Annotated in this window: 36 protein-coding genes; 31 read left to right on the plus strand and 5 right to left on the minus strand. The window is 67.6% G+C overall.

What is annotated here, in order from left to right; all coding sequences use genetic code 11:
* The first annotated feature begins 226 nt into the window (after positions 1 to 226).
* The 8 genes from rpsL (at position 227) to ACFYO5_RS17480 (ending at position 7,731) form a co-directional block, all read left to right on the plus strand.
* A complete protein-coding gene (gene rpsL, locus ACFYO5_RS17445; RefSeq protein ID WP_003948652.1) occupies positions 227 to 598 on the plus strand; it encodes a 30S ribosomal protein S12 in 372 nt (123 codons plus the stop codon).
* A gap of 3 nt (positions 599 to 601) precedes the next feature.
* Positions 602 to 1,072, plus strand: coding sequence for a 30S ribosomal protein S7 (rpsG, locus tag ACFYO5_RS17450; RefSeq protein ID WP_030788318.1), 471 nt, complete (start codon positions 602 to 604; stop codon positions 1,070 to 1,072).
* A 39-nt stretch (positions 1,073 to 1,111) separates the two neighbouring features.
* Positions 1,112 to 3,238, plus strand: a complete 2,127-nt coding sequence (gene fusA, locus ACFYO5_RS17455) for an elongation factor G (protein WP_356560331.1) — start codon at positions 1,112 to 1,114, stop codon at positions 3,236 to 3,238.
* A 153-nt stretch (positions 3,239 to 3,391) separates the two neighbouring features.
* Positions 3,392 to 4,585 (plus strand): elongation factor Tu, encoded by a 1,194-nt coding sequence (tuf, locus tag ACFYO5_RS17460; RefSeq protein ID WP_356560330.1) that lies wholly within the window; start codon positions 3,392 to 3,394, stop codon positions 4,583 to 4,585.
* A gap of 361 nt (positions 4,586 to 4,946) precedes the next feature.
* Positions 4,947 to 5,345, plus strand: a complete 399-nt coding sequence (locus tag ACFYO5_RS17465) for a hypothetical protein (protein ID WP_388710384.1) — start codon at positions 4,947 to 4,949, stop codon at positions 5,343 to 5,345.
* On the plus strand, positions 5,346 to 6,692 hold the full coding sequence (locus ACFYO5_RS17470) for a hypothetical protein (RefSeq protein WP_388709515.1): 1,347 nt from the start codon (positions 5,346 to 5,348) through the stop codon (positions 6,690 to 6,692). It abuts the gene before it with no gap.
* 29 nt (positions 6,693 to 6,721) lie between these two features.
* Complete coding sequence (locus tag ACFYO5_RS17475; RefSeq protein ID WP_388709517.1) at positions 6,722 to 7,255, plus strand: hypothetical protein; 534 nt, start codon at positions 6,722 to 6,724, stop codon at positions 7,253 to 7,255.
* 2 nt (positions 7,256 to 7,257) lie between these two features.
* Entirely contained in the window at positions 7,258 to 7,731 is a 474-nt protein-coding gene (locus tag ACFYO5_RS17480) for a hypothetical protein (protein ID WP_388709519.1), read from the plus strand.
* 175 nt (positions 7,732 to 7,906) lie between these two features.
* On the opposite strand, the gene ACFYO5_RS17485 is transcribed toward ACFYO5_RS17480, so the two are convergent.
* The 5 genes from ACFYO5_RS17485 to ACFYO5_RS17505 all read right to left on the minus strand — a co-directional run bounded on the left by ACFYO5_RS17485 (position 7,907) and on the right by ACFYO5_RS17505 (position 12,618).
* On the minus strand, positions 7,907 to 9,208 hold the full coding sequence (locus tag ACFYO5_RS17485; RefSeq protein WP_388709521.1) for a YrhB domain-containing protein: 1,302 nt from the start codon (positions 9,206 to 9,208) through the stop codon (positions 7,907 to 7,909).
* A gap of 3 nt (positions 9,209 to 9,211) precedes the next feature.
* On the minus strand, positions 9,212 to 9,514 hold the full coding sequence (locus ACFYO5_RS17490; protein ID WP_356560324.1) for a YrhB domain-containing protein: 303 nt from the start codon (positions 9,512 to 9,514) through the stop codon (positions 9,212 to 9,214).
* Complete coding sequence (locus ACFYO5_RS17495) at positions 9,515 to 11,236, minus strand: putative T7SS-secreted protein (RefSeq protein ID WP_388709523.1); 1,722 nt, start codon at positions 11,234 to 11,236, stop codon at positions 9,515 to 9,517.
* Positions 11,236 to 11,964 carry a hypothetical protein gene (locus tag ACFYO5_RS17500; protein ID WP_388709525.1) on the minus strand — a complete coding sequence of 243 codons (729 nt, stop codon included), beginning with the start codon at positions 11,962 to 11,964 and terminating at the stop codon, positions 11,236 to 11,238. Before ACFYO5_RS17500 ends, ACFYO5_RS17495 begins: the two co-directional genes overlap by 1 nt.
* 249 nt (positions 11,965 to 12,213) lie before the next feature.
* Positions 12,214 to 12,618 (minus strand): hypothetical protein, encoded by a 405-nt coding sequence (locus ACFYO5_RS17505; RefSeq protein WP_388709527.1) that lies wholly within the window; start codon positions 12,616 to 12,618, stop codon positions 12,214 to 12,216.
* Positions 12,619 to 13,374: 756 nt separating this feature from the next.
* Here ACFYO5_RS17505 and rpsJ point away from each other — a divergent pair.
* The 23 genes from rpsJ to ACFYO5_RS17620 all read left to right on the plus strand — a co-directional run bounded on the left by rpsJ (position 13,375) and on the right by ACFYO5_RS17620 (position 25,408).
* Entirely contained in the window at positions 13,375 to 13,683 is a 309-nt protein-coding gene (rpsJ, locus tag ACFYO5_RS17510) for a 30S ribosomal protein S10 (protein ID WP_003948644.1), read from the plus strand.
* Between the two features lie 16 nt (positions 13,684 to 13,699).
* On the plus strand, positions 13,700 to 14,344 hold the full coding sequence (gene rplC, locus ACFYO5_RS17515) for a 50S ribosomal protein L3 (protein ID WP_356560320.1): 645 nt from the start codon (positions 13,700 to 13,702) through the stop codon (positions 14,342 to 14,344).
* An 8-nt stretch (positions 14,345 to 14,352) separates the two neighbouring features.
* On the plus strand, positions 14,353 to 15,009 hold the full coding sequence (gene rplD / locus ACFYO5_RS17520) for a 50S ribosomal protein L4 (protein WP_356560319.1): 657 nt from the start codon (positions 14,353 to 14,355) through the stop codon (positions 15,007 to 15,009).
* The gene (rplW, locus tag ACFYO5_RS17525; RefSeq protein ID WP_356560318.1) at positions 15,009 to 15,428 is read left to right on the plus strand and encodes a 50S ribosomal protein L23; all 420 of its coding nucleotides are present in this window, start codon (positions 15,009 to 15,011) and stop codon (positions 15,426 to 15,428) included. The genes rplD and rplW overlap by 1 nt, the downstream gene beginning before the upstream one ends.
* A 38-nt stretch (positions 15,429 to 15,466) precedes the next feature.
* Positions 15,467 to 16,303: a 50S ribosomal protein L2 gene (gene rplB, locus ACFYO5_RS17530; protein WP_356560317.1), complete on the plus strand. Its 837-nt coding sequence runs from the start codon at positions 15,467 to 15,469 to the stop codon at positions 16,301 to 16,303.
* A 12-nt stretch (positions 16,304 to 16,315) separates the two neighbouring features.
* Entirely contained in the window at positions 16,316 to 16,597 is a 282-nt protein-coding gene (gene rpsS / locus ACFYO5_RS17535; RefSeq protein WP_356560316.1) for a 30S ribosomal protein S19, read from the plus strand.
* A gap of 42 nt (positions 16,598 to 16,639) precedes the next feature.
* Positions 16,640 to 16,987, plus strand: coding sequence for a 50S ribosomal protein L22 (gene rplV, locus ACFYO5_RS17540; RefSeq protein WP_356560315.1), 348 nt, complete (start codon positions 16,640 to 16,642; stop codon positions 16,985 to 16,987).
* Positions 16,987 to 17,826, plus strand: a complete 840-nt coding sequence (gene rpsC / locus ACFYO5_RS17545) for a 30S ribosomal protein S3 (RefSeq protein ID WP_356560314.1) — start codon at positions 16,987 to 16,989, stop codon at positions 17,824 to 17,826. Before rplV ends, rpsC begins: the two co-directional genes overlap by 1 nt.
* Before the next feature lie 5 nt (positions 17,827 to 17,831).
* Positions 17,832 to 18,251, plus strand: a complete 420-nt coding sequence (gene rplP / locus ACFYO5_RS17550; RefSeq protein ID WP_004927269.1) for a 50S ribosomal protein L16 — start codon at positions 17,832 to 17,834, stop codon at positions 18,249 to 18,251.
* Positions 18,251 to 18,475: a 50S ribosomal protein L29 gene (rpmC, locus tag ACFYO5_RS17555; RefSeq protein WP_003998824.1), complete on the plus strand. Its 225-nt coding sequence runs from the start codon at positions 18,251 to 18,253 to the stop codon at positions 18,473 to 18,475. Before rplP ends, rpmC begins: the two co-directional genes overlap by 1 nt.
* On the plus strand, positions 18,475 to 18,762 hold the full coding sequence (rpsQ, locus tag ACFYO5_RS17560; protein WP_009327090.1) for a 30S ribosomal protein S17: 288 nt from the start codon (positions 18,475 to 18,477) through the stop codon (positions 18,760 to 18,762). Before rpmC ends, rpsQ begins: the two co-directional genes overlap by 1 nt.
* Positions 18,763 to 18,892: 130 nt before the next feature.
* Positions 18,893 to 19,261 carry a 50S ribosomal protein L14 gene (gene rplN, locus ACFYO5_RS17565; protein WP_003998823.1) on the plus strand — a complete coding sequence of 123 codons (369 nt, stop codon included), beginning with the start codon at positions 18,893 to 18,895 and terminating at the stop codon, positions 19,259 to 19,261.
* A gap of 2 nt (positions 19,262 to 19,263) precedes the next feature.
* Entirely contained in the window at positions 19,264 to 19,587 is a 324-nt protein-coding gene (gene rplX / locus ACFYO5_RS17570) for a 50S ribosomal protein L24 (RefSeq protein WP_073491922.1), read from the plus strand.
* Positions 19,587 to 20,144: a 50S ribosomal protein L5 gene (gene rplE / locus ACFYO5_RS17575; RefSeq protein WP_030788262.1), complete on the plus strand. Its 558-nt coding sequence runs from the start codon at positions 19,587 to 19,589 to the stop codon at positions 20,142 to 20,144. The genes rplX and rplE overlap by 1 nt, the downstream gene beginning before the upstream one ends.
* 5 nt (positions 20,145 to 20,149) lie before the next feature.
* Positions 20,150 to 20,335, plus strand: coding sequence for a type Z 30S ribosomal protein S14 (locus tag ACFYO5_RS17580; protein WP_003948630.1), 186 nt, complete (start codon positions 20,150 to 20,152; stop codon positions 20,333 to 20,335).
* A 210-nt stretch (positions 20,336 to 20,545) separates the two neighbouring features.
* Entirely contained in the window at positions 20,546 to 20,944 is a 399-nt protein-coding gene (gene rpsH, locus ACFYO5_RS17585) for a 30S ribosomal protein S8 (RefSeq protein ID WP_073491923.1), read from the plus strand.
* A gap of 24 nt (positions 20,945 to 20,968) precedes the next feature.
* The gene (gene rplF / locus ACFYO5_RS17590; RefSeq protein WP_355921222.1) at positions 20,969 to 21,508 is read left to right on the plus strand and encodes a 50S ribosomal protein L6; all 540 of its coding nucleotides are present in this window, start codon (positions 20,969 to 20,971) and stop codon (positions 21,506 to 21,508) included.
* 3 nt (positions 21,509 to 21,511) lie between these two features.
* Positions 21,512 to 21,895 carry a 50S ribosomal protein L18 gene (gene rplR, locus ACFYO5_RS17595; protein WP_073491925.1) on the plus strand — a complete coding sequence of 128 codons (384 nt, stop codon included), beginning with the start codon at positions 21,512 to 21,514 and terminating at the stop codon, positions 21,893 to 21,895.
* Positions 21,896 to 21,938: 43 nt separating this feature from the next.
* Positions 21,939 to 22,547, plus strand: coding sequence for a 30S ribosomal protein S5 (rpsE, locus tag ACFYO5_RS17600; RefSeq protein WP_356560313.1), 609 nt, complete (start codon positions 21,939 to 21,941; stop codon positions 22,545 to 22,547).
* Complete coding sequence (gene rpmD, locus ACFYO5_RS17605) at positions 22,547 to 22,729, plus strand: 50S ribosomal protein L30 (RefSeq protein WP_030788246.1); 183 nt, start codon at positions 22,547 to 22,549, stop codon at positions 22,727 to 22,729. Before rpsE ends, rpmD begins: the two co-directional genes overlap by 1 nt.
* A gap of 2 nt (positions 22,730 to 22,731) precedes the next feature.
* Complete coding sequence (gene rplO / locus ACFYO5_RS17610) at positions 22,732 to 23,187, plus strand: 50S ribosomal protein L15 (RefSeq protein ID WP_356560312.1); 456 nt, start codon at positions 22,732 to 22,734, stop codon at positions 23,185 to 23,187.
* Positions 23,188 to 23,432: 245 nt separating this feature from the next.
* On the plus strand, positions 23,433 to 24,746 hold the full coding sequence (secY, locus tag ACFYO5_RS17615) for a preprotein translocase subunit SecY (protein WP_356560311.1): 1,314 nt from the start codon (positions 23,433 to 23,435) through the stop codon (positions 24,744 to 24,746).
* A complete protein-coding gene (locus tag ACFYO5_RS17620; RefSeq protein ID WP_356560310.1) occupies positions 24,746 to 25,408 on the plus strand; it encodes an adenylate kinase in 663 nt (220 codons plus the stop codon). The genes secY and ACFYO5_RS17620 overlap by 1 nt, the downstream gene beginning before the upstream one ends.
* Positions 25,409 to 25,549: the final 141 nt, after the last annotated feature.

A 25,549-nucleotide genomic window follows, 5' to 3' on the forward strand; every position in this document is an offset into this window, starting at 1 on the left:
GTTTTGACCGAAGTGATTGCACTGAGTACGCTCAGACCTTGTGCCTGGGGTGTGCCCTGGCCCTCGTGCGTGCCTTCAACCGCGCAGGGGCCTGAAAAGCGGCCACCGCAATACGCGTCTCCTTCCGCCTCGCGGCGGAGGTCCGCGGGATTCGACACACCCGACCGCGTGGGTCGGCGATGTTCCAGGTTAGCTTCACATTCGGCACACAGAAACCGGAGAAGTAGTGCCTACGATCCAGCAGCTGGTCCGGAAGGGCCGGCAGGACAAGGTCGAGAAGAACAAGACGCCCGCACTCGAGGGTTCCCCTCAGCGTCGCGGCGTCTGCACGCGTGTGTTCACGACCACCCCGAAGAAGCCGAACTCGGCCCTGCGTAAGGTCGCGCGTGTGCGTCTGACCAGCGGGATCGAGGTCACCGCTTACATTCCGGGTGAGGGACACAACCTGCAGGAGCACTCCATCGTGCTCGTGCGTGGTGGCCGTGTGAAGGACCTGCCGGGTGTTCGCTACAAGATCATTCGCGGCTCCCTCGACACCCAGGGTGTCAAGAACCGCAAGCAGGCCCGCAGCCGCTACGGCGCCAAGAAGGAGAAGTAAGACATGCCTCGTAAGGGCCCTGCCCCGAAGCGCCCGGTCATCATCGACCCGGTCTACGGTTCTCCTCTTGTCACGTCGCTCATCAACAAGGTGCTGCTGAACGGCAAGCGCTCCACCGCCGAGCGCATCGTCTACGGCGCCATGGAGGGCCTGCGCGAGAAGACCGGCAACGACCCGGTCATCACGCTGAAGCGCGCTCTCGAGAACATCAAGCCGACCATCGAGGTCAAGTCCCGCCGTGTCGGTGGCGCGACCTACCAGGTTCCGGTCGAGGTCAAGCCGGGCCGCGCGAGCACCCTGGCGCTGCGCTGGCTCGTGGGCTACTCCCGCGCCCGTCGCGAGAAGACCATGACCGAGCGCCTGCTCAACGAGCTTCTCGACGCGTCCAACGGCCTCGGTGCCGCTGTGAAGAAGCGCGAGGACACCCACAAGATGGCCGAGTCCAACAAGGCCTTCGCGCACTACCGCTGGTAGTCGCTACCCACATCGAGACCGAGAGAAGACTGAAGCCTTATGGCTACCACTTCACTTGACCTGGCCAAGGTCCGCAACATCGGGATCATGGCCCACATCGACGCGGGCAAGACGACCACCACCGAGCGGATCCTGTTCTACACCGGTGTGTCCTACAAGATCGGTGAGGTCCACGACGGCGCTGCCACCATGGACTGGATGGAGCAGGAGCAGGAGCGTGGCATCACGATCACCTCTGCTGCCACCACCTGTCACTGGCCGCTGGCCGATGTCGACCACACCATCAACATCATCGACACCCCGGGCCACGTCGACTTCACCGTCGAGGTGGAGCGTTCCCTGCGGGTGCTCGACGGTGCCGTGACGGTGTTCGACGGCGTCGCCGGCGTCGAGCCCCAGTCCGAGACGGTGTGGCGTCAGGCGGACCGCTACGGCGTCCCCCGCATCTGCTTCGTCAACAAGCTCGACCGGACCGGTGCCGAGTTCCACCGCTGCGTCGACATGATCTCTGACCGCCTCGGCGCTCAGCCGATCGTCATGCAGCTCCCGATCGGTGCCGAGGCCGACTTCAAGGGCGTCGTCGACCTGGTCACGATGAAGGCGTTCGTGTGGTCCGCCGAGGCCACCAAGGGCGAGATGTACGACGTCGTCGACATCCCGGCCACGCACACCGAGGCTGCCGAGGAGTACCGCGGCAAGCTCATCGAGGCCGTCGCCGAGAACGACGAAGAGATCATGGAGCTGTACCTCGAGGGCACCGAGCCCAGCGAGGAGCAGCTGTACGCCGCGATCCGTCGCATCACCATCGCGTCCGGCAAGTCCAACGACGTCACGGTCACCCCGGTGTTCTGTGGCACCGCGTTCAAGAACAAGGGTGTTCAGCCCCTGCTCGACGCGGTCGTGCGCTACCTGCCCTCTCCGCTCGACGTCGAGGCCATCGAGGGCCACGACGTCAAGGACCCGGAGCTGGTCGTCAAGCGCAAGCCGTCCGACGACGAGCCGCTGTCGGCGCTCGCGTTCAAGATCATGAGCGACCCGCACCTGGGCAAGCTCACCTTCGTCCGGGTCTACTCGGGCCGCCTGGAGTCCGGCACCGCCGTGCTGAACTCCGTCAAGGGCAAGAAGGAGCGCATCGGCAAGATCTACCGCATGCACGCGAACAAGCGTGAGGAGATCGCGGCGGTCGGCGCCGGCGACATCGTCGCCGTCATGGGTCTGAAGCAGACCACGACCGGTGAGACGCTCTGCGACGACAAGGCGCCGGTCATCCTGGAGTCCATGGACTTCCCGGCCCCGGTCATCCAGGTCGCCATCGAGCCGAAGTCCAAGGGTGACCAGGAGAAGCTGGGTGTCGCCATCCAGCGTCTCGCGGAGGAGGACCCCTCCTTCCAGGTTCACTCGGACGAGGAGACCGGCCAGACCATCATCGGTGGTATGGGCGAGCTGCACCTCGAGGTGCTGGTCGACCGTATGCGCCGTGAGTTCAAGGTCGAGGCCAACGTCGGCAAGCCGCAGGTCGCGTACCGCGAGACCATCCGCAAGGCGGTCGACCGGCTGGACTACACGCACAAGAAGCAGACCGGTGGTACCGGTCAGTTCGCCAAGGTGCAGATCGCGATCGAGCCGATCGAGGGCGGCGACGCCTCGTACGAGTTCGTGAACAAGGTGACCGGTGGCCGTATCCCGAAGGAGTACATCCCTTCGGTGGACGCCGGTGCGCAGGAGGCCATGCAGTTCGGCATCCTCGCCGGTTACGAGATGACCGGCGTGCGCGTCACCCTGCTCGACGGTGGCTACCACGAGGTGGACTCCTCCGAACTCGCCTTCAAGATCGCCGGTTCCCAGGCGTTCAAGGAGGCCGCGCGCAAGGCCAGCCCCGTGCTGCTCGAGCCGATGATGGCCGTCGAGGTCACCACGCCCGAGGACTACATGGGTGAGGTCATCGGCGACATCAACTCCCGCCGTGGCCAGATCCAGGCCATGGAGGAGCGCGCCGGCGCCCGCGTCGTGAGGGGCCTCGTGCCGCTCTCGGAGATGTTCGGCTACGTCGGTGACCTCCGCAGCAAGACGTCGGGTCGCGCAAGCTACTCGATGCAGTTCGACTCCTACGCCGAGGTTCCCCGGAACGTCGCCGAGGAGATCATCGCGAAGGCCAAGGGCGAGTAACACCCTCGGTGCACACGCCGTAGGCTTGACTCCGGAGCCTCAGGGGCAAACAGCCGCATCACGGATGTTTGCCCCTGGACCCGGGCTTTCCAGCAAAGATCACCTGGCGCCGATGAAGCAAGGCGTTCCAGAACCACTCCCAGGAGGACCCCCGTGGCGAAGGCGAAGTTCGAGCGGACTAAGCCGCACGTCAACATCGGCACCATCGGTCACATCGACCACGGTAAGACGACCCTCACGGCCGCCATTACCAAGGTGCTGCACGACAAGTACCCGGACCTGAACGAGGCCTCGGCCTTCGACCAGATCGACAAGGCTCCCGAAGAGCGCCAGCGCGGTATCACCATCTCCATCGCGCACGTCGAGTACCAGACGGAGACGCGTCACTACGCGCACGTCGACTGCCCGGGTCACGCGGACTACATCAAGAACATGATCACCGGTGCCGCGCAGATGGACGGCGCGATCCTCGTGGTCGCCGCCACCGACGGCCCGATGCCGCAGACCAAGGAGCACGTGCTCCTGGCCCGCCAGGTCGGCGTGCCGTACATCGTCGTCGCCCTGAACAAGGCCGACATGGTGGACGACGAGGAGATCCTGGAGCTCGTCGAGCTCGAGGTCCGTGAGCTCCTCTCCGAGTACGAGTTCCCGGGCGACGACCTTCCGGTCGTCAAGGTGTCCGCGCTCAAGGCCCTCGAGGGCGACCCGGAGTGGGCCCAGAGCGTCCTCGACCTGATGCAGGCCGTCGACGAGTCGATCCCGCAGCCGGAGCGCGACGTCGACAAGGCGTTCCTCATGCCGATCGAGGACGTCTTCACGATCACCGGTCGCGGTACGGTCGTCACCGGCCGTATCGAGCGCGGTGTCCTGAAGGTCAACGAGACCGTCGACATCATCGGCATCAAGACCGAGAAGACCACCACCACGGTCACCGGTATCGAGATGTTCCGCAAGCTGCTCGACGAGGGCCAGGCCGGTGAGAACGTCGGTCTGCTGCTCCGCGGCATCAAGCGCGAGGACGTCGAGCGCGGCCAGGTCATCATCAAGCCGGGTTCGGTCACCCCGCACACCGAGTTCGAGGCGCAGGCGTACATCCTGTCCAAGGACGAGGGCGGCCGTCACACGCCGTTCTTCAACAACTACCGCCCGCAGTTCTACTTCCGTACGACGGACGTGACCGGCGTCGTGACCCTCCCCGAGGGCACCGAGATGGTCATGCCGGGCGACAACACCGAAATGAAGGTGGAGCTGATCCAGCCCATCGCCATGGAGGAGGGCCTGAAGTTCGCCATCCGTGAGGGTGGCCGGACCGTGGGCGCCGGCCAGGTCACCAAGATCAACAAGTAAGCTTGTTGTCCTGACCTGGTAGCTCCGACTGCGAGCACCTGAGAGGGCCCGTACGACTCCGGTCGTACGGGCCCTTTCGCGTGCCCGCCGCCCTGCGCGTCGGGCGGCGGACCCGGCGGACCCGGTGGACTCGGCGGAGCCGGCGGACCCGGCGGAGACGGGGTGTGAACGGATGCGCCGAGGGCGTACGGCCAGGGGCGTCCGGCGTGAGGTGCGCGCGTACTCATGTCCCTCGTGTCACTCCGGTCACGTTGCTAGCCTGATCGCCGTACGCCAACTGAGCACACGGGGGTGGACAGTCATGGCGCGGTCGGCAGGAGAGCCGGACATAGCCGGTGGTGGCGGAGAGAGTTCCGTGGGCATGCGGGTGAACCACGTCCCGCTCGATCCCGGGGGCTCCTCGCCGGGAGGCCCGTTCCCGGACGGTGGGAAGGACCTGGCATCGTCCCCCGCGCAGAAGCAGGCCGCGGCGAGGGCCATCGAGGAGCACATCGAGCCGGACACGCAGAAGGCCGGCGACTGGGCGGACGACGAGACGAACGCGGCGGTCAAGGCGTTCGGGCCCAAGGACGGCGACGGGTGGATCACCTCGGGGGCGTTGAAGACAGCCCACGAGGCGTGGAACGGGCAGGTCAAGAACCTGATGAGCCGGCTCGCCTCCGAGAAGGCGGCGTTGCGCGGCACCGACACCGTGCTCCGGAACACGGACTTCGGGGTCGGGGCGGGCGTGCGCGGGATCTCACCGATCGAGGGGTACTGAATGCCGACGTACCACGAGATCATGACGACCGACCTGTCCACGCTCACGACCGCCGCCGACCGCTGGGACGGCACGGCCGCCGAGTTCCGCAAGCAGGAGACGGCCTACCGGCGGGATGTGCACGGCATCTCGATGAGCGGATCCTGGGTGGGCCTGAGCGCGTACGCGGCCAACAGGCGTTTCGACACCACGCTCAAGGAGTTCCGCAACGCCCAGGTCGAGGCCAGGGCGATCGCCTCCCTGCTGCGGGACGCGCACGCCCAGTTCGTCGATCTCCGGGGCAGGCTCCGGTCAGCCCGTCAGGACGCCGTCGACGCCGGGATGAAGGTGTCCGACCAGGGCGTGGTCGCCTTCGACACCGAGCGGCTCACCCAGGGCGAGTACACCGCCTACGTCCACGACCCGGACTACCAGGACAGCTGCCGCACGGCCGCCGTCTCCTGGCAGCAGCGGATCGACCAGCTGGTGAGGGACGTGGCGGAGGCCGACACGGGCGTCGAGGTCGCCCTCACGGCGGTCGTGCTCGACGGCGATGTCGACGACGGCACTCTGGGCGGCTTCAACGGCAACGCCCACGGCGACATCGAACGGTACGAAGCCGAGAAGGCGGCGGCCGCGGCGGGCCTCCGGATCGACGGATGGGTGTCGTCCGGCGAGTTCACGGTGACCGGCCCCGGAGTCGGCTTCACCGTCACCGGGCCCAAGTACGGCAAGGAGGGCTCGGTCAAGGCGTACGCCGACCTCTTCCACCTGACCGCCAAGGGCACGCTGACCAACGGGCCGTGGAAACTCTCCGGCATCGCCGATGTCTACGGCGGAGCCAGGGCCACCGCGAACTACGGCTTCACCGACAAGGGCCTCGTCGCCAAGGCGGAGGCGTCCGCGGGCATCCGCGCCCTGGCCGAGGGGCGCGCCGAGTACGGGCCGTACGGCGGTGTCTACGGGCGCGCCGAGGGGTTCGCCGGTGGTGAGGCCGGTGTCAGCGTCAAGGCGACCAAGGAGGAGGTCACCGTCGGCGCCAAGGCGTTCGCCGGGGCGAAGGGCGGCGCCGCCGGTGGCGTGGAGGTCTTCGGGATCGGCGTCGGCGGGTCGGCCGAGGGATGGCGGGGCCCCGGTGCGGAGGCCTGGGCGGGCTGGAAGAAGGACGAGTCCACCGGGGTGTGGACGATCGGCGCGGAAGCGGGCGCTTCCCCCGGCGTGGGCGGCAGTCTGGGCTTGGAGATCACCGTCGACCCGGACAAGGTGTCCCGCTCCCTCGACGCCGCGGCCGACGCGGTGGGCGACGGGATCGACGCGGTCGGCTCCACGGCCGGCTCGGTCAGGGACACCGTCGGCAGCTGGTTCTGATGTACTCCCGCGTGGAAGGAGGGCCCCGAATGCCCGCGACACTGCCGGTTCCGGTCCGGTTCCGCCTGCCGGACGGCTGGCTCCCGGTCCGCCCCGAGCCGGGAGCCGGGTGGGAAGGCGCCGAGGGCGTGGCCTTCGCCGCCGTGCACCCGCGGCCAGACGCCGGGTTCAGCGCCAACATCACCCTCGACGGCGAGGTCCCGCCGGACACGTCGGCGCTGGCCGATCTCGCCGACGCCTCCGTCGAGCGCCTGCGGGAGATCGCCGCGTCGGTGTCGGTGGCCGCACGCCGGGAGGTCGGCTCGGCCGAGGCGCCCGCCCTGACGCAGCGGCTGACCTTCTCGGCCGTCACCGGCGGCATCCGCCGCGACCTGGTCCAGTCCCAGGTGTACCTGTCCCTGTCGGACGTGGACGACCCGCACAAGCGGGCGGTGATCCGGGTGGCCCTGACGGCGACGGCGGGCCAGCACGACGCCGTACTGCCCGACTTCCAGGAGTTCCTGCGCACGGTGCGGCCGGATGTACGGCCGGATGTGCGGCCGGACACCGGAACGGAGTCCTAGCGGTGGGCTTCTGGAGCCGGTACCGGGACAGGCGTGCCGGCACCCGGTACCCGGCGGGCGGCCTCGCTCCGCTGTCGCCGGCGGAGGTCCGGGACGCCCTGCTGGCGATCAACGCGGCCGGTGTGCCGTTCCTGGTGCGCGCCGCCCTCCCCGAGGAGAGGGCCGATCTGGTGGCGGAATGGTCGGTTCCGGAGGTGGGTCTGCGGCTCAGGACACGGATGCGGCTCGTCCCCGACAGTCATGAGGTGCACACGCTCGACGAGCGGTGGGACCGCTCGCCCGAGACCGGCGCCAAGCGGTACGGGCGGGGACCGGCGACCAAGGTCGCCCGTCGGTGGAGCTACGAGCGGGGACCCGACGGACGCAGGCGCAGGGTCGAGACGTTCCGCTTCGACTCCCGGGACATGCGCGACCCCCTGGTGGAGACCGTCCTCGGCGCGGGCTGGACCTGGCGCGGGGTGCTGTCCAAGTGGTGACGGACAGATCCCCCAGGACCCGCCCGCCCGCATCCCACCGGTAACGGACCACCACGTGCAGCCGATGGACGCCGAGCGCGTCCAGAGCCGCGGGGGCGCCGCCTCGCCCGGCGTACCCGGACGACTCCACTAGTGCCCGGGCCCGGGCCGGCGGGCGGCCAGCTCGCTCAGCGGGTCACCGGTAGCGGACCACGTGCAGCCGATGGACGCCGGTCGCGTCCAGGGCCGCGGGGGCGCCGGTCGCGCCGTCCACCAGGATGACGCCGTCCGCGGTCTTGAGGGCGTTCACCAGCCATCCGACGGCTTCCCGTGACCGGCCGTCCGTACGGCGCACCCAGACCAGCGCCCGTGCGTCGGCGGGCAGGGCCGACAGGGCTTCGAGCGCGCCCGGCCAGTCCTCGTGCTGGGAGACGGAGAGCACGGAGCCCAGCGCCGAGAGCGTCGGCTCGAACCACGCGGCGCGGCCGGGCTGAGGCGGCGCGGGGAGGTCCGCCGAGCCGTGGTTCTCGCCCGCGTCCCAGCGGGCCAGCCACGCCCAGGGATCCGAGTTGGGCAGGCCGAACGGCGCGGTCTCGTCCTTGGGGACGACGACCGTCGCGTCGAGCAGGGCGTCCTGCCAGTGGCCGTCGGTCAGGAACCGTTCGGTGTTGCAGGAGAAGACCCATCCGCGCCGGGTCTCGTCCTGCGCCGTCGGAGCGGCGAGGCCGACCTGCCCCTGGTACGCGTCGTCGAGCCAGAGGCGGGCCTTCGCGACCGCGGTCGCGAAGTCGGGCGCCTCCCGTTCCCACGGTTGCCGACGGTGCGGAAGCGCTGCGGGCAGGGCCCGGAGCAGGAGCAGCTCGCGCACCGAGAAGGTGTCGAGCCGGGCGAGTGACGACGTCACACCGTCCAGCAGGGTGACCTGTCCGTTGTTGTTGTGTGCGTAAAGCAGGTTGCCGGTCGCCTCCTGGCCGCCGAACTCCCGGCGCACCCAGACGACTCCACGGGTGTCCGGGCCCGGTTCGGCGACGGCCTTGACCACGTCGTCCCAGCTGTCGACGGAGACCCGTGTGAACTCGGGGAAGTAGCGGCGTGCGAGCCGCGCCACCCAGCCGGGGGCCTCGTCGGACGGACGCCACGGCAGCGGAGCCGACGGCGCGCCGCTGATCATGCTGTGCAAAGTGACCGTACAGCCACGGGAGTTGATCCGGCGGGACTGGCCCTCGACGCGGAACGCGGCCTCCTGTGGGGAGGAGGCCGGGGCCAGGTCTCCGAGGGGATCGCTCGGCGAGGGGTGGAACGGGCTGCCGCCGTCCTTCGGCACCACCACGGAGGCCGCCAGCATCGGTGTCTGCGGATAGCCCGGCTGCGGCACCGTCCGGCAGGCCAACAGCCAGGCGGTGACGGTCTCGTGCACGGGGTGTGGGGCGGCGAGCTGGACGAGGCCCCCGTAGGTGCCGGCGAGCCAGGCGGCGGCACGGTCGTGCGGGAAAGTCACTCCCTATCCCTTCTTCGGGGGCCAGTTGCCCGCGGCGCGCATCTCCATGTACATCGCCACCGGAGGGAACGTCGGTGCGAAGTGGGCAGGCGTTCCGTCGTGCGGGACGACCACGACGGACGAGAAGGGAGCCTGCGTGGAGTCGCCGGTCTCGATGTGCTCCTTGAAATCGAAGCGCACGGTCCAGCCGTAAGGGAACTCAAGGGCGGTATCCGGGAGCATGACGATTGAGTCTGGACGGTCCGGATATCCCGCAGTCCTCAGGAAATGGGCTCCTGCCGAAACGGCTTCATCTTTGGAAACCACTTATTTGACTCCGTCGCGATAAGGGATGTGCCCGATGGAGGAGACGTTCTTCTCCAGCATTCCGAGTTGCCCGCTCTGACCGTCTAGGAACACGACACCGTGCTTCGTGTTCACGGCGTTGAAGACGTGCGCTGTTCCGTCCGGGCGGCTGATGTACACGGCGCTGCGGGAACCCTCGCCGCGCGCCTGGAGGTCCTTGATGATGTCATCGTAACTGTTGACCATGTCGTAATGGCCCTTGGCCCGGTTCGGCAGGCCGAGCTGCTCGGGCGGGATGTGGTCACCTGCCTGCTTGGGCGCGGCGCTGACCTCCGCGCCGTCCATCCTGCGATCCACAGTGACGACATTGTGGCTGCAGTTGTCCGTGTAACCCGGCATGCCGGTGTTGTTGACGTCCTTCAGCCAGGGGTATTCGCTGTCCAGGAAATCCTGCGCTGCTTTTGGATCAACGGAATCATAGTGAATGGCCTTTTCACCGACATGATCCGTGGATTTCGCCAACCCGCTCCAGTCCTTGGGAGCGGACCCGGCCACCTCGTCCCCGTACTTCAACCCCTTGGACGCCAGATTCGACGCACCGGCCTCCGCACCCTCTTTGAGGCCCGTGCGCAGTGCGGTGCGTCCGAGTCCGGCGCCTTTGGTGCCGATGAGTTCGGGGAGGAGTCGGCCGATGAATTCGGAGGGGTCTTTCTTGAAGCCGTCGACGGTGGCCTGGACGATGCGTTCGGGGTGGGCCGCGGTGGAGACGAGGCCGGAGAGCGTCATGCTGACGTTCTGGAGGTAGGCGGCCGGGTGGGTCAGGTTGTAGGGGTCGAGGGGGTTGAGGCCGCGGACGAAGTTGAGCAGGCCCGCGGTGCCTTTGAGGGCGCCGCCGACGACGTGGGTGAGTTCGGTGTTGAGGGCCTGGTAGCCGTCGGTCAGGTTGTCGCCGAGCCGGTCGAGGGGCGGCGGTTCGGCGGGGGCGTGGGCGAGGGCGGCCTTGACCTGGCTCTGGGCGTGGGCGGCGGCGGTGTTGCGCTGTTTCCTGGCCTGGGCGAGTTTCTCGCGTGCGGCGCGGATGTCGTCGATCCCGGGGTCGTGGAAGGCTCCCGGCTGCGGTCCGGGGTCCTGGTCCGCCTTGATTTTGGCGTTGTAGGCGTCGACCTTCTTGTTGTAGGCCTCCACCGCCTGGACCGATGCCTTCTTGCCCTGCCGGTAGAGGTCGACGGCCTCCTTGGCCTGTCCCTGCGCCCACTTGACGGTCTCGGCGTACGAGTCCAGCGCCCCCGCGGCCGTTTCGCAGGCGTCGGCGGCGTGCAGCCACTTCGTGGGGTGCACGCCGAACTTCTCGCGGAAGGCGCTGCCGCCCTCGCCCTTCCAGCCGGAGGAGTCGATCTTCTTCATGCCGGCGCCGACCTTGTCGAAGGCGGCCTGGAAGTCCTTGAGGTGCTTGGCGCTCTCGCGGATCCTGGCGGGGTTGCCGTGGATGAGTTCGTCGGCTTCCTCGGTGTCTCCGAGCTGTTGTTCGCCGGGCATGGCGCCGAGGTCGGCGGCCAGTTCGTCGCCGAAGTCCTCCACCGCGTCGGCCGCGTCGTGCAGTCCGACGTGGTCGAGTCCCTCGCCGGCCTTGTCGGTGACGTAGTCGACGCCCTCGCCGAGCTTCTTCTTGCCCTCGTCGAGGAGGTCCTCGCCGACCTTGAGGCCGGAGTTGATGCCGTCCGTGATGTCACCGACGATGCCCATCAGCGCTCACCCCCGGCCTGCTGCTGCGCTGCTTCCGCACGGGCCTCGGGCGAGGGCCCGAAGGTGTCGTCGAGCATCTTGTCGTACTCGGCGTCGGAGACTCCGAACGTCTCGTGCAGGTTCTCGGGGTTGAGGCCGGCGGGGCCCAGGGTGTGTGACGTCATCACGTCGCGGCCCGCGTCCTTCCAGCCCTGCCCGCTGTTGGCCAGGGCCCGGTCGAAGGACTCCTTGCTGTAGTCGACGTCGCCGCCGTACACGCCGGAGGTGGCGATATCGCCCCAGCCCATTCCCGTGACCTCGTCCTCGGAGGCGTACGGATTGCCGATGGCCGCGTTGGTGACGACCTTGAAGGTGCCCTCCACGTACTCCTCGGTCTCGTGCAGGGTGCCGGCCGCCAGGCCGGTCTTGACGGCGAACGCGTTGCCCTCGTTGATCAGGGAGCGCACTCCCCACTCCCAGCGCTCGCAGAACGAGCCGAACGTCCCCGTCAGCCCCTCGTGCCCGAGATCCAGGCCGTTCAGGGCGATGTCGCCGAACCCCCGCCCTGCCCCGGCCATGCCCACCATGCCCAGTTCCTTCAGCTCGCCCAGCGCCTCCGTCAGGCCCTTGGCGACCAGGTCCAGGCCCTGCGCCTTCAGATCCGGCGCACCGCCACCACCCTGGACCGGCACCCAGCCACCGCTCACGGGCACCCCGCCACCGCTCACCGGCACACCCTCAGTACTCACGGCCACCTCCGCCGGCGTTCACCGGTATACGCTCACTGCTCACGGGCACCTGGCCGCCGTTCACCGGCACACGCTCACCGCCCACGGGCGCTCCGCTGCCGTTCACCGGTACACGCTCACCGCTCGCGGGCGCTCCGCTGCCGTTCACCGGTACACGCTCACCGCTCGCGGGCGCTCCGCTGCCGTTCACCGGTACACGCTCACCGCTCGCGGGCGCTCGGCCGCCGTTCACCGGCACCTCGCCGCCGTTCACAGCGCACCCCCCTGCTCACGGTCCACGGCCACCTCGTCCGGTACGACGCCCAGCACCGGCGGGAACACCGCGCCGTCCGGGCCGTCCGCGCAGTCCAGCGCGACCCCGCAGGGCACGCCCGCGGCGGGCACCGCCACTTCCAGCAGGCGCGCGCCCAGGATCGTCTGGTAGACCCACTCCCGGTGGTACTCGCCCCGCGCCCGGGCGTAGCGGGCCAGCGCCTGCCCGTCGGAGAAGGCCAGGATGAACCGGACGCCGTTCCGGTCGACGGTGAGCAGACCCCGCTCGCCGTCCGGCCCGGGGCCGTCACCCAGCGGCACCAGCACCGGCGTACGCCGGAACTCCTCCAGCAGTTCGGCGAACCGCCGCCGACGGGCCTCGACCTCAGGGTCCTCGGGCACCGGGCCGGCCGCCGGTACGAGCGCCGGACCGGGCGCGGGCTCGAGCGCCGGACCGGGCACAGGCTCCGGACCGGGCGCGGGCTCCGGCGTCGATCGGGTGTCCGGCTCCACGGATGGCCCCCGCTCGTCGGCCGGATCGCGTGGCGGGACCGCCATCTCCGCGTAGTCCGCGAGCCGCGACCTCGGAACCGTGTTCCTCCGCGACGGCTCGCCCCCTGTGCCCCCGTGTTCAGACATGGCGACGATTATGGCGCCCGCGCGGGCGGGGGCGGAGCGTGGGCCCGGCATCCACAACGCCCCTACGTCTCCTCCACGGGACGGGCACGCGGCCCCGTCGCGCCCGCGTTTGACCTGCGTCACGTTCGGGGTATTGTCTCCGGCTCGATTGGCGGATGACCTGCCCCATATGGCAGACTGTCCGAGTTGCTCGGCCGAGTGTTGATGCTGCGCGCCTCCCGCCGGGAGGACCGGAAGCGAGTCCCACAGTACTCGTCGCCCCAACTGCCTCACGGCAGCGCTGGGGCGGACGTACGGGAATCTTCCGGGAAGCGTGGGTGCGACACCGACCAGGCACCCGGTGGGCCTTCCGCCCTCGGTCTGCGGTTCCGGTAGGGCCGTCGCATTCCCCGCAGGGATGTTCGAAGGTGGGACATCCGTGTCAGTGAGAGAGCGACACACCCGACCGCGTGGGTCGGAGGAACGGTAAGGGGCCGACCAGGTCCAGAGCGTGAGAAGAGACAGGACTACTGAGTAGCCATGGCGGGACAGAAGATCCGCATCCGGCTCAAGGCCTACGACCACGAGGTCATCGACAGCTCGGCGAAGAAGATCGTCGAGACGGTGACGCGTACTGGTGCGTCGGTCGCGGGCCCGGTGCCGCTGCCCACTGAGAAGAACGTGTACTGCGTCATCAAGTCGCCGCACAAGTACAAGGACTCGCGCGAGCACTTCGAGATGCGCACGCACAAGCGCCTGATCGACATCCTCGACCCGACTCCCAAGACCGTTGACTCTCTGATGCGACTCGACCTCCCGGCCGGTGTCGACATCGAGATCAAGCTCTGAGGCCGGTGATCTGAAGATGACCAAGCAGATCAAGGGCATCCTGGGCGAGAAGCTCGGCATGACGCAGGTGTGGGACGAGAACAACCGTGTTGTTCCGGTCACCGTCGTCAAGGCCGGCCCCAACGTCGTCACCCAGGTTCGTACGAACGACGCCGACGGCTACGAGTCGGTCCAGATCGCCTTCGGCGAGATCGACCCGCGCAAGGTGAACAAGCCCCTCAAGGGCCACTTCGCCAAGGCCGACGTCACTCCCCGCCGCCACCTCGTCGAGATCCGTACCGCTGACGCCAGCGAGTACACCCTCGGCCAGGAGATCACCGCCGAGACCTTCGAGGCCGGCGTCAAGGTGGACGTGACCGGCAAGAGCAAGGGCAAGGGCTTCGCCGGTGTCATGAAGCGTCACAACTTCAAGGGCCTCGGCGCCGGACACGGCACCCAGCGCAAGCACCGCTCCCCCGGTTCCATCGGTGGCTGCGCCACCCCGGGCCGCGTGTTCAAGGGCCTCCGCATGGCGGGTCGCATGGGCAACGAGCGGGTCACCACCCAGAACCTGACCGTCCACGCCGTTGACGCGGAGAAGGGTCTGCTGCTCATCAAGGGCGCTGTCCCCGGTCCGAACGGCGGCCTCGTCCTGGTCCGCACCGCGGCCAAGGGGGCCTGAGGTAACCGATGAGCACTGTTGACATCCTTTCGCCTGCAGGCGAGAAGACCGGTAGCGTCGAACTCCCCGCGGAGATCTTCGGCGTGGAGAAGATCAGCATTCCGCTGATCCACCAGGTCGTCGTCGCGCAGAACGCCGCTGCCCGTCAGGGCACGCACAAGACCAAGCGCCGCGGCGAAGTCCGCGGTGGCGGCAAGAAGCCGTACCGCCAGAAGGGCACCGGCCGCGCCCGTCAGGGTTCGACCCGCGCGCCGCAGTTCGCCGGCGGTGGCGTCGTCCACGGCCCGCAGCCGCGTGACTACTCGCAGCGGACCCCGAAGAAGATGAAGGCCGCGGCCCTGCGCCACGCCCTCACCGACCGGGCCCGCCACAACCGCATCCACGTCGTCACCGGCGTGATCGAGGGCGAGACCGTTTCCACGAAGGCCGCTCGGACTCTGTTCGGCAAGATCTCGGAGCGCAAGAACCTGCTCCTGGTCATCGACCGCGCCGACGAGGCCTCGTGGCTGTCCGCCCGCAACCTGCCCCAGGTGCACATCCTGGAGCCGGGCCAGCTGAACACGTACGACGTGATCGTCTCGGACGACGTGGTCTTCACCCAGGCCGCTTTCGAGTCCTTCGTCGCCGGCCCGCAGGCCAACGACACCGAAGGGAGTGACGCCTGATGGCTACGCGTCACCCGAGCATCGCCCCCAAGGCCGCGAAGGTCGCCAAGGCCGCGCGTCTGGCCAAGGCCCGCCGCCACGCCGCCGAGGGCAAGAACACCGTCGTCACCGCGCCCAGCAAGGCGTACACGGACCCCCGTGACGTGCTGCTGAAGCCGGTCGTGTCGGAGAAGAGCTACGCGCTTCTCGACGAGAACAAGTACACGTTCATCGTCGACCCGAACGCCAACAAGACCCAGATCAAGCAGGCCGTCCAGGCGGTCTTCTCGGTCAAGGTCACCGGGGTCAACACGATCAACCGCCAGGGCAAGCGCAAGCGCACCAAGACCGGTTTCGGTCAGCGCGCGTCGACCAAGCGCGCGATCGTGACCCTCGCTGAGGGCGACCGTATCGACATCTTCGGCGGTCCGACCGCGTAAGCGGGTCGGATCGTCCGATATCGGACGAGGACTGAGAAATGGGAATCCGCAAGTACAAGCCGACTACGCCGGGCCGTCGTGGCTCCAGCGTCGCCGACTTCGTCGAGGTCACGCGGTCCACGCCGGAGAAGTCGCTGGTCCGCCCGCTGCACAGCAAGGGCGGCCGTAACAACGCCGGTCGTGTGACCGTTCGCCACCAGGGTGGCGGACACAAGCGCGCCTACCGAGTGATCGACTTCCGTCGTCACGACAAGGACGGCGTGCCGGCGAAGGTCGCGCACATCGAGTACGACCCCAACCGCACCGCGCGCATCGCGCTGCTGCACTACGCGGACGGCGAGAAGCGCTACATCCTCGCCCCGCGCAACCTGCAGCAGGGTGACCGCGTCGAGAACGGTCCCGGGGCCGACATCAAGCCGGGCAACAACCTGGCGCTCCGCAACATCCCGGTCGGTACCACGATCCACGCGATCGAGATCCGTCCGGGTGGCGGCGCCAAGTTCGCCCGCTCCGCCGGTGCCTCCGTGCAGCTGCTCGCGAAGGAGGGCTCCATGGCCCACCTCCGCATGCCGTCCGGTGAGATCCGCCTGGTCGACCAGCGCTGCCGCGCCACGGTCGGCGAGGTCGGCAACGCCGAGCAGAGCAACATCAACTGGGGCAAGGCCGGCCGTAAGCGCTGGCTGGGTGTCCGCCCGACCGTTCGTGGCGTGGCGATGAACCCGGTCGACCACCCCCACGGTGGTGGTGAGGGCAAGACCTCCGGTGGTCGCCACCCGGTCAGCCCCTGGGGTCAGAAGGAGGGTCGTACTCGTTCGCCGAAGAAGGCTTCGAACAAGTACATCGTCCGCCGCCGCAAGACGAACAAGAAGCGCTAGGAGCGGGTTTAGATGCCGCGCAGTCTCAAGAAGGGGCCCTTCGTCGACGACCACCTGATCAAGAAGGTGGACGTACAGAACGAGGCAGGCACCAAGAACGTCATCAAGACCTGGTCCCGTCGCTCGATGATCACCCCCAGCATGCTGGGTCACACGATCGCGGTGCACAACGGCAAGACCCACATCCCGGTGTTCGTCACCGAGTCGATGGTCGGCCACAAGCTCGGCGAGTTCTCGCCGACGCGCACCTTCCGGGGTCACGTCAAGGACGACCGGAAGTCGAAGCGCCGCTAACGCGGGGTGGAATCGACTATGACTAACACCGAAGGGACAACCATGGAAGCCAGGGCCCAGGCGCGGTACATCCGCGTCACGCCCATGAAGGCCCGCCGAGTGGTGGACCTCATCCGTGGCATGGCTGCCACGGAGGCTCAGGCGGTCCTGCGTTTCGCCCCGCAGGCCGCGAGCGTGCCGGTCGGCAAGGTGCTGGACAGCGCCATCGCCAACGCCGCGCACAACTACGACCACACCGATGTCGACAGCCTTGTCATCTCCGAGGCCTACGTCGATGAGGGCCCGACCCTGAAGCGGTTCCGTCCGCGTGCCCAGGGCCGCGCCTACCGGATCCGCAAGCGGACCAGCCACATCACCGTGGTCGTCAGCAGCAAGGAAGGAACCCGGTAATGGGCCAGAAGGTTAACCCGCATGGGTTCCGGCTCGGCATCACCACGGACTTCAAGTCCCGTTGGTACGCCGACAAGCTGTACAAGGACTACGTCAAGGAAGACGTCGCCATCCGTCGGATGATGACGTCCGGCATGGAGCGCGCCGGTATCTCGAAGGTGGAGATCGAGCGCACCCGTGACCGCGTGCGGGTGGACATCCACACCGCCCGTCCGGGCATCGTCATCGGCCGCCGTGGCGCCGAGGCCGACCGCATCCGCGGCGACCTCGAGAAGCTCACGGGCAAGCAGGTCCAGCTGAACATCCTCGAGGTCAAGAACCCCGAGACGGATGCCCAGCTGGTCGCGCAGGCCGTCGCCGAGCAGCTCTCCTCCCGCGTCTCCTTCCGCCGCGCCATGCGTAAGAGCATGCAGTCGGCGATGAAGGCCGGCGCCAAGGGCATCAAGATCCAGTGCGGTGGCCGCCTCGGTGGCGCCGAGATGTCCCGCTCGGAGTTCTACCGCGAGGGCCGTGTGCCCCTGCACACGCTCCGCGCGAACGTGGACTACGGCTTCTTCGAGGCCAAGACGACCTTCGGCCGCATCGGCGTGAAGGTCTGGATCTACAAGGGCGATGTCAAGAACATCGCCGAGGTCCGTGCCGAGAACGCCGCTGCCCGCGCCGGCAACCGCCCGGCTCGTGGCGGTGGCGCCGGCGCCGACCGCCCGGCCCGTGGTGGCCGCGGTGGCGGCGGTGGCGAGCGGCGCGGTCGCAAGCCGCAGCAGGCTGCCGGTGCCGAGGCCCCCAAGGCCGAGGCCCCCGCCGCCGCTCCGGCTGAGAGCACCGGAACGGAGGCCTGACCGACATGCTGATCCCCCGTAGGGTCAAGCACCGCAAGCAGCACCACCCGAAGCGCCGCGGTCAGGCCAAGGGTGGTACGACGGTCGCGTTCGGCGAGTACGGCATTCAGGCCCTCACGCCGGCGTACGTGACCAACCGCCAGATCGAGGCGGCTCGTATCGCGATGACCCGCCACATCAAGCGTGGCGGCAAGGTCTGGATCAACATCTACCCGGACCGCCCGCTCACGAAGAAGCCTGCCGAGACCCGCATGGGTTCCGGTAAGGGTTCGCCTGAGTGGTGGATCGCGAACGTGCACCCGGGTCGGGTCATGTTCGAGCTGTCCTACCCCAACGAGAAGATCGCCCGTGAGGCCCTCACTCGCGCAGCGCACAAGCTGCCGATGAAGTGCCGGATCGTCAAGCGCGAGGCAGGTGAAGCGTGATGTCGGCCGGTACCAAGGCGTCCGAGCTGCGCGAACTGGGTGACGAGGAGCTTCTCGCGAAGCTCCGCGAAGCCAAGGAAGAGCTGTTCAACCTCCGCTTCCAGGCGGCGACGGGTCAGCTCGAGAACCACGGGCGGCTGAAGGCCGTCCGCAAGGACATCGCGCGGATCTACACCCTGATGCGTGAGCGCGAGCTGGGCATCGAGACGGTGGAGAGCGCCTGATGAGTGAGAACAACGTGACTGAGCAGACTGCAGAGGCTCGCGGCTTCCGCAAGACCCGCGAGGGTCTCGTCGTCAGCGACAAGATGGACAAGACTGTCGTCGTCGCCGTCGAGGACCGCGTCAAGCACGCGCTGTACGGCAAGGTCATCCGCCGTACCAACAAGCTCAAGGCCCACGACGAGCAGAACGCCGCGGGCGTCGGCGACCGCGTCCTCCTCATGGAGACGCGTCCGCTGTCCGCGACGAAGCGCTGGCGCGTCGTCGAGATCCTCGAGAAGGCCAAGTAGGTAGTTCCCGCGAGGGACTCCCACCAGTACGCCTGCGGGCAACCCCGCAGGACAGTTCCGCCAGGCTCGGCGAGAAGCGTGAGGCAATCACGCTTCTCGCTGGGAACCGGCAGACAAACAGGAGATAGACGTGATCCAGCAGGAGTCGCGACTGCGTGTCGCCGACAACACTGGTGCGAAGGAAATCCTTTGCATCCGTGTGCTCGGTGGCTCCGGTCGCCGCTACGCGGGCATCGGTGACGTCATCGTCGCCACCGTCAAGGACGCGATCCCCGGTGGCAACGTGAAGAAGGGTGACGTCGTCAAGGCGGTCATCGTTCGCACCGTCAAGGAGCGCCGCCGTCCGGACGGCTCGTACATCCGCTTCGACGAGAACGCCGCCGTCATTCTGAAGAACGACGGCGACCCTCGCGGCACCCGTATCTTCGGCCCGGTAGGCCGTGAGCTGCGCGAGAAGAAGTTCATGAAGATCATCTCGCTCGCGCCGGAGGTGCTGTAAGCATGAAGATCAAGAAGGGCGACCTGGTCCAGGTCATCACCGGTAAGGACAGGGGCAAGCAGGGCAAGGTCATCGCGGCCTTCCCCCGTGAGGACCGTGTCCTGGTCGAGGGTGTCAACCGGGTCAAGAAGCACACCAAGGCCGGCCCGACCGCCAGCGGCTCCCAGGCCGGCGGCATCGTGACCACCGAGGCCCCGATCCACGTGTCCAACGTTCAGCTGGTCGTGGAGAAGGACGGCAACAAGGTCGTCACGCGTGTCGGCTACCGCTTCGACGACGAGGGCAACAAGATCCGCGTTGCCAAGCGGACGGGTGAGGACATCTGATGGCTACCACCACCACTCCGCGTCTGAAGACGAAGTACCGCGAGGAGATCGCGGGCAAGCTGCGTGAGGAGTTCTCCTACGAGAACGTCATGCAGATCCCCGGTCTCGTCAAGATTGTGGTCAACATGGGTGTGGGCGACGCCGCCCGCGACTCCAAGCTGATCGAGGGCGCGATCCGCGACCTCACCACGATCACCGGTCAGAAGCCGGCCGTCACCAAGGCCCGCAAGTCCATCGCGCAGTTCAAGCTGCGCGAGGGTCAGCCGATCGGTGCTCACGTCACGCTCCGTGGCGACCGCATGTGGGAGTTCCTGGACCGCACCCTGTCGCTGGCGCTTCCGCGCATCCGCGACTTCCGCGGCCTGTCCCCCAAGCAGTTCGACGGCCGTGGCAACTACACCTTCGGTCTCACGGAGCAGGTCATGTTCCACGAGATCGACCAGGACAAGATCGACCGCGTCCGGGGTATGGACATCACCGTGGTCACCACGGCGACCAACGACGCTGAGGGCCGTGCGCTCCTTCGTCACCTCGGCTTCCCCTTCAAGGAGGCGTGAGCGAGATGGCGAAGAAGGCTCTGATTGCCAAGGCTGCTCGTAAGCCCAAGTTCGGAGTACGTGGCTACACGCGCTGCCAGCGCTGCGGCCGTCCGCACTCCGTGTACCGCAAGTTCGGCCTCTGCCGCGTGTGCCTTCGTGAGATGGCTCACCGTGGCGAGCTGCCGGGCGTGACCAAGAGCTCCTGGTAGTCCCGTACTTCGGGATTCCTGAAGCTCTCGGTAAGTAAAGGGCAGTGTCAGGTGCCCGCCCCTTCGTAGCGTAGGCTAGGAGGGTTGGGCGCCTGACGCCCGTACGACTTACTACGCCGTAGGTCCACCGCGCCGCACCCGTCCCGTCTCGGATCGGGGAGAGGGATGGCGCACCAGGAAACCCCGGCGAGAGAGGCCACAGGCCAACTCATGACCATGACTGATCCGATCGCAGACATGCTGACGCGTCTGCGGAACGCGAACTCGGCGTACCACGACTCCGTGACGATGCCGGCATCGAAGATCAAGTCTCACATCGCGGAGATCCTCCAGCAGGAGGGCTTCATCACGGGCTGGAAGATCGAGGACGCCGAGGTGGGCAAGAACCTCACCCTCGAGCTGAAGTTCGGTCCGAACCGTGAGCGCTCCATCGCGGGCATCAAGCGGATCTCCAAGCCCGGTCTCCGGGTTTACGCGAAGTCCACCTCCCTGCCCAAGGTGCTGGGCGGCCTCGGCGTGGCGATCATCTCCACGTCGCACGGTCTCCTCACCGACAAGCAGGCCGGCAAGAAGGGCGTAGGCGGAGAAGTTCTCGCCTACGTCTGGTAGCGGAAGGGAACGGAGGAAACAGCTATGTCGCGCATTGGCAAGCTCCCTATCACGGTTCCCGCCGGCGTGGACGTCACCATCGACGGCCAGACGGTTTCGGTCAAGGGCCCCAAGGGCTCGCTGACCCACACCGTCGTCGCGCCGATCGAGATCGCCAAGGGTGAGGACGGCGTTCTGAACGTCACCCGCCCCAACGACGAGCGTCAGAGCAAGGCCCTGCACGGCCTGTCCCGCACGCTGGTGGCGAACATGATCACCGGCGTGACCGAGGGTTACGTGAAGAAGCTCGAAATCAGTGGTGTCGGTTACCGCGTGACCGCCAAGGGCTCGAACCTCGAGTTCGCGCTCGGTTACAGCCACCCGATCACCGTCGAGGCCCCCGAGGGAATCACCTTCAAGGTGGAGAACCCGACCCGTTTCCAGGTCGAGGGCATCGACAAGCAGAAGGTCGGCGAGGTTGCGGCCAACATCCGCAAGCTGCGCAAGCCCGACCCGTACAAGGCCAAGGGTGTCAAGTACGAGGGCGAAGTCATCCGCCGCAAGGTCGGAAAGGCGGGTAAGTAAGCCATGGCATACGGGCAGAAGATCCTGAAGGGCGACGCCTACAAGCGCGCCGCGATCAAGCGCCGTCACATCCGGATCCGCAAGCGGATCGCCGGTACGTCGGAGCGCCCGCGTCTGGTCGTCACTCGCTCCAACCGCCACATCGTGGCGCAGGTGATCGACGACCTCAAGGGCCACACCCTGGCTTCGGCGTCCACGCTGGACACGTCGATCCGCGGTGCGGAGGGCGACAAGTCGGCGCAGGCCAAGCAGGTCGGCGCCCTGGTCGCGGAGCGTGCCAAGGCCGCCGGTGTCGAGGCCGTCGTTTTCGACCGTGGTGGTAACCAGTACGCCGGGCGCATTGCCGCTCTGGCGGACGCAGCCCGCGAAGCCGGACTCAAGTTCTGAGTCCTGGTTCCGTAGCTAGCGGAGACAGAGAGAGGTAATTCCAATGGCTGGACCCCAGCGCCGCGGTGGCGGTGCCGGTGGCGGCGAGCGGCGGGACCGGAAGGGCCGTGACGGTGGCTCAGCTGCCGCCGAGAAGACCGCGTACGTTGAGCGCGTCGTCGCGATCAACCGCGTCGCCAAGGTAGTGAAGGGTGGTCGTCGCTTCAGCTTCACCGCGCTGGTCGTGGTGGGCGATGGTGACGGCACCGTCGGTGTCGGTTACGGCAAGGCCAAGGAGGTGCCGGCCGCCATCGCCAAGGGTGTTGAGGAGGCCAAGAAGCACTTCTTCAAGGTCCCCCGTATCCAGGGCACCATCCCGCACCCCATCACGGGTGAGAAGGCGGCGGGCGTCGTCCTGCTCAAGCCGGCGTCCCCCGGTACCGGCGTCATCGCCGGTGGCCCGGTGCGTGCCGTGCTCGAGTGCGCCGGCGTTCACGACATCCTGTCGAAGTCGCTCGGTTCGTCGAACGCGATCAACATCGTGCACGCGACCGTCGCGGCCCTGAAGGGCCTGCAGCGTCCCGAGGAGATCGCGGCTCGCCGTGGTCTGCCGCTTGAGGACGTCGCTCCCGCGGCTCTGCTGCGTGCGCGTGCCGGGGCTGGTGCTGCGTAATGGCTCAGCTCAAGATCACGCAGACGAAGTCGTACATCGGCAGCAAGCAGAACCACCGTGACACCCTGCGTTCGCTCGGGCTCAAGCGCCTGAACGACGTGGTCGTCAAGGAGGACCGCCCCGAGTTCCGCGGAATGGTGCACACCGTCCGCCACCTCGTGACGGTTGAGGAGGTCGACTGATCATGGCGGAGAACAGCCCGCTCAAGATCCACAACCTCCGTCCCGCCCCGGGCGCCAAGACCGCGAAGACTCGCGTCGGTCGTGGTGAGGCGTCCAAGGGTAAGACGGCCGGTCGTGGCACCAAGGGCACCAAGGCCCGTTACCAGGTTCCGCAGCGCTTCGAGGGCGGGCAGATGCCTCTCCACATGCGTCTGCCGAAGCTCAAGGGCTTCAAGAACCCGTTCAAGACCGAGTTCCAGGTCGTGAACCTCGACAAGCTGGCGGCGCTGTACCCGGAGGGTGGCGAGGTCACCGTCGAGGGACTCGTCGCCAAGGGTGCCGTTCGCAAGAACAGCCTCGTCAAGGTCCTCGGCCAGGGCGAGATCTCCGTGGCGCTCCAGGTGACGGTCGACGCCGTCTCCGGGTCCGCCAAGGAGAAGATCACCGCCGCCGGCGGTACCGTCACCGAGCTGGTCTGAACACCACAGGCCTCTCGATGACCTGAGCGATCCCGACCGGGGATACCCCACAAAAGGGGTATCCCCGGTTGGTCGTTCCTAGGGCGGCAGTCTCGCCGGTAAGGTGGCCTGCACTGCCCTCTTCCACAAGGTGCCTCCGATGGGGCACCTTGGGCGGCAGTCGACCGTTACACATGTCGTCGTTCTTATTGGAACCTCAACACCGTCACCCTTGACGCAGACGCGCGGGGGTCGCAGGAGGCACCGTGCTCACCGCGTTCGCCCGGGCGTTCAGGACGCCCGACCTGCGCAAGAAGCTGCTCTTCACGCTCGCCATCATCGTGGTCTACCGGGTCGGCACCCACATCCCGATCCCGGGCGTCGACTACAAGAGCGTCCAGACCTGCGTGGACGAGGCATCCGGCAACCAGGGCCTCTTCGGTCTGGTCAACATGTTCAGCGGCGGCGCGCTGCTGCAGATCACGATCTTCGCGCTGGGCATCATGCCGTACATCACGGCGAGCATCATCCTTCAGCTGCTGACCGTGGTGATCCCGCGTCTGGAAGCGCTCAAGAAGGAGGGCCAGTCCGGTACGGCGAAGATCACCCAGTACACCCGGTACCTCACCGTGGCGCTCGCCATCCTGCAGGGCACCGGCCTGGTGGCCACCGCCCGCAGCGGCGCGCTGTTCTCGGGCTGCTCCGTGGCCGGTCAGATCGTTCCGGACCGCGCGATCTTCTCCACCATCACGATGGTCATCTGCATGACCGCCGGTACGGCCATGGTCATGTGGCTCGGTGAGCTGATCACCGACCGCGGCATCGGCAACGGCATGTCGATCCTGATGTTCATCTCGATCGCCGCCACCTTCCCCTCCGCGCTGTGGGCCATCAAGAAGCAGGGCACGCTGGCCGACGGCTGGATCGAGTTCGGCACCGTCATCCTCGTGGGCCTGGTCATGGTCGGGCTCGTGGTCTTCGTCGAGCAGGCCCAGCGCCGCATCCCCGTGCAGTACGCGAAGCGCATGATCGGCCGCCGGTCCTACGGCGGCACGTCGACGTACATCCCGCTGAAGGTGAACCAGGCCGGTGTGATCCCGGTCATCTTCGCCTCGTCGCTGCTCTACATCCCGGCGCTGATCGTGCAGTTCTCCAACTCGCAGGCGGGTTGGGCGACCTGGATCACGCAGAACCTGGCGGACACGGCGGCGCCCGCGCACATCACTCTCTACTTCTTCCTGATTGTCTTCTTCGCCTTCTTCTACGTGGCCATCTCCTTCAACCCCGAGGAAGTCGCCGACAACATGAAGAAGTATGGTGGCTTCATCCCGGGCATCCGGGCTGGCCGACCGACCGCTGAGTACCTGAGTTACGTACTCAACCGGATCACCTGGCCGGGTTCGCTGTATCTGGGGCTCATCGCTCTCGTGCCGACGATGGCGTTGGCTGGTTTCGGGGCAAACCAGAACTTCCCGTTCGGTGGCACCAGCATCCTGATCATCGTGGGTGTGGGGCTCGAGACGGTGAAGCAGATCGAGAGCCAGCTCCAGCAGCGCAATTACGAAGGGTTCCTCCGCTGATGCGTATCGTCCTCGTCGGGCCGCCGGGTGCCGGTAAGGGAACGCAGGCCACTCGCCTTGCCGAGAAGCTGCGCGTACCCCACATCTCCACGGGCGACCTGTTCCGCGCCAACATCAGCCAGCAGACGGAACTCGGGAAACTCGCGAAGTCCTACATGGACGCCGGCAACCTCGTCCCCGACGAGGTCACCATCGCCATGGCGAAGGACCGCATGGAGCAGCCGGACGCCGAGCGCGGCTTCCTGCTCGACGGTTTCCCGCGCAATGTCTCGCAGGCCGAGGCGCTGGACGAGCTTCTCACCACCGAGGGCATCAAGCTGGACGCGGTACTGGACCTGGAGGCCCCCGAGGAGGAGGTCGTCAAGCGGATCGCCGGCCGGCGCATCTGCCGCAACGACTCCTCGCACGTCTTCCACGTGACGTACAAGCAGCCGTCGAAGGACGGCGTCTGCGACGTCTGCGGCGGGGAGCTGTACCAGCGCGACGACGACTCCGAGGACACCGTCCGCACGCGGCTGGAGGTCTACCACACGCAGACCGAGCCGATCATCGACTACTACAAGGCGCAGGGTCTGGTCGTGACGATCGAGGCCATGGGCCCGGTGGCCGAGGTCACCGGCCGCGCGCTGGCGGCACTGAAGCGCGAGGACGGCGGCCAGTAGTCTCTGGCCCCGGTACGGCCGTGGGGGGCGCCCGGGCGCCCCCCCCCGGCGGGGGTGTTGGTATTTTTTATAAACCCCCGACGGTAAGCGATCGCCGGCCCCCCCCGGGGGGGGTGAAAGGACCCCCGCCCCACGCCCCAA

The sequence above is a fragment of the Streptomyces sp. NPDC006259 genome, assembly GCF_042870975.1.
Classification (GTDB): domain Bacteria; phylum Actinomycetota; class Actinomycetes; order Streptomycetales; family Streptomycetaceae; genus Streptomyces.

What these genes read in the sequence shown, in the direction of transcription:
- rpsG (WP_030788318.1), top strand. Translation starts at nt 602, where the DNA reads ATGCCTCGTAAGGGCCCTGCCCCGAAGCGCCCGGTCATCATCGACCCG.
- fusA (WP_356560331.1), top strand. Translation starts at nt 1,112, where the DNA reads ATGGCTACCACTTCACTTGACCTGGCCAAGGTCCGCAACATCGGGATC.
- ACFYO5_RS17465 (WP_388710384.1), top strand. Translation starts at nt 4,947, where the DNA reads ATGCGGGTGAACCACGTCCCGCTCGATCCCGGGGGCTCCTCGCCGGGA.
- ACFYO5_RS17470 (WP_388709515.1), top strand. Translation starts at nt 5,346, where the DNA reads ATGCCGACGTACCACGAGATCATGACGACCGACCTGTCCACGCTCACG.
- ACFYO5_RS17475 (WP_388709517.1), top strand. Translation starts at nt 6,722, where the DNA reads ATGCCCGCGACACTGCCGGTTCCGGTCCGGTTCCGCCTGCCGGACGGC.
- ACFYO5_RS17495 (WP_388709523.1), bottom strand. Translation starts at nt 11,236, where the DNA reads ATGGGCATCGTCGGTGACATCACGGACGGCATCAACTCCGGCCTCAAG.
- rpsJ (WP_003948644.1), top strand. Translation starts at nt 13,375, where the DNA reads ATGGCGGGACAGAAGATCCGCATCCGGCTCAAGGCCTACGACCACGAG.
- rplC (WP_356560320.1), top strand. Translation starts at nt 13,700, where the DNA reads ATGACCAAGCAGATCAAGGGCATCCTGGGCGAGAAGCTCGGCATGACG.
- rplD (WP_356560319.1), top strand. Translation starts at nt 14,353, where the DNA reads ATGAGCACTGTTGACATCCTTTCGCCTGCAGGCGAGAAGACCGGTAGC.
- rplW (WP_356560318.1), top strand. Translation starts at nt 15,009, where the DNA reads ATGGCTACGCGTCACCCGAGCATCGCCCCCAAGGCCGCGAAGGTCGCC.
- rplB (WP_356560317.1), top strand. Translation starts at nt 15,467, where the DNA reads ATGGGAATCCGCAAGTACAAGCCGACTACGCCGGGCCGTCGTGGCTCC.
- rpsS (WP_356560316.1), top strand. Translation starts at nt 16,316, where the DNA reads ATGCCGCGCAGTCTCAAGAAGGGGCCCTTCGTCGACGACCACCTGATC.
- rplV (WP_356560315.1), top strand. Translation starts at nt 16,640, where the DNA reads ATGGAAGCCAGGGCCCAGGCGCGGTACATCCGCGTCACGCCCATGAAG.
- rpsC (WP_356560314.1), top strand. Translation starts at nt 16,987, where the DNA reads ATGGGCCAGAAGGTTAACCCGCATGGGTTCCGGCTCGGCATCACCACG.
- rplP (WP_004927269.1), top strand. Translation starts at nt 17,832, where the DNA reads ATGCTGATCCCCCGTAGGGTCAAGCACCGCAAGCAGCACCACCCGAAG.
- rpmC (WP_003998824.1), top strand. Translation starts at nt 18,251, where the DNA reads ATGTCGGCCGGTACCAAGGCGTCCGAGCTGCGCGAACTGGGTGACGAG.
- rpsQ (WP_009327090.1), top strand. Translation starts at nt 18,475, where the DNA reads ATGAGTGAGAACAACGTGACTGAGCAGACTGCAGAGGCTCGCGGCTTC.
- rplX (WP_073491922.1), top strand. Translation starts at nt 19,264, where the DNA reads ATGAAGATCAAGAAGGGCGACCTGGTCCAGGTCATCACCGGTAAGGAC.
- rplE (WP_030788262.1), top strand. Translation starts at nt 19,587, where the DNA reads ATGGCTACCACCACCACTCCGCGTCTGAAGACGAAGTACCGCGAGGAG.
- ACFYO5_RS17580 (WP_003948630.1), top strand. Translation starts at nt 20,150, where the DNA reads ATGGCGAAGAAGGCTCTGATTGCCAAGGCTGCTCGTAAGCCCAAGTTC.
- rpsH (WP_073491923.1), top strand. Translation starts at nt 20,546, where the DNA reads ATGACCATGACTGATCCGATCGCAGACATGCTGACGCGTCTGCGGAAC.
- rplF (WP_355921222.1), top strand. Translation starts at nt 20,969, where the DNA reads ATGTCGCGCATTGGCAAGCTCCCTATCACGGTTCCCGCCGGCGTGGAC.
- rplR (WP_073491925.1), top strand. Translation starts at nt 21,512, where the DNA reads ATGGCATACGGGCAGAAGATCCTGAAGGGCGACGCCTACAAGCGCGCC.
- rpsE (WP_356560313.1), top strand. Translation starts at nt 21,939, where the DNA reads ATGGCTGGACCCCAGCGCCGCGGTGGCGGTGCCGGTGGCGGCGAGCGG.
- rpmD (WP_030788246.1), top strand. Translation starts at nt 22,547, where the DNA reads ATGGCTCAGCTCAAGATCACGCAGACGAAGTCGTACATCGGCAGCAAG.
- rplO (WP_356560312.1), top strand. Translation starts at nt 22,732, where the DNA reads ATGGCGGAGAACAGCCCGCTCAAGATCCACAACCTCCGTCCCGCCCCG.
- ACFYO5_RS17620 (WP_356560310.1), top strand. Translation starts at nt 24,746, where the DNA reads ATGCGTATCGTCCTCGTCGGGCCGCCGGGTGCCGGTAAGGGAACGCAG.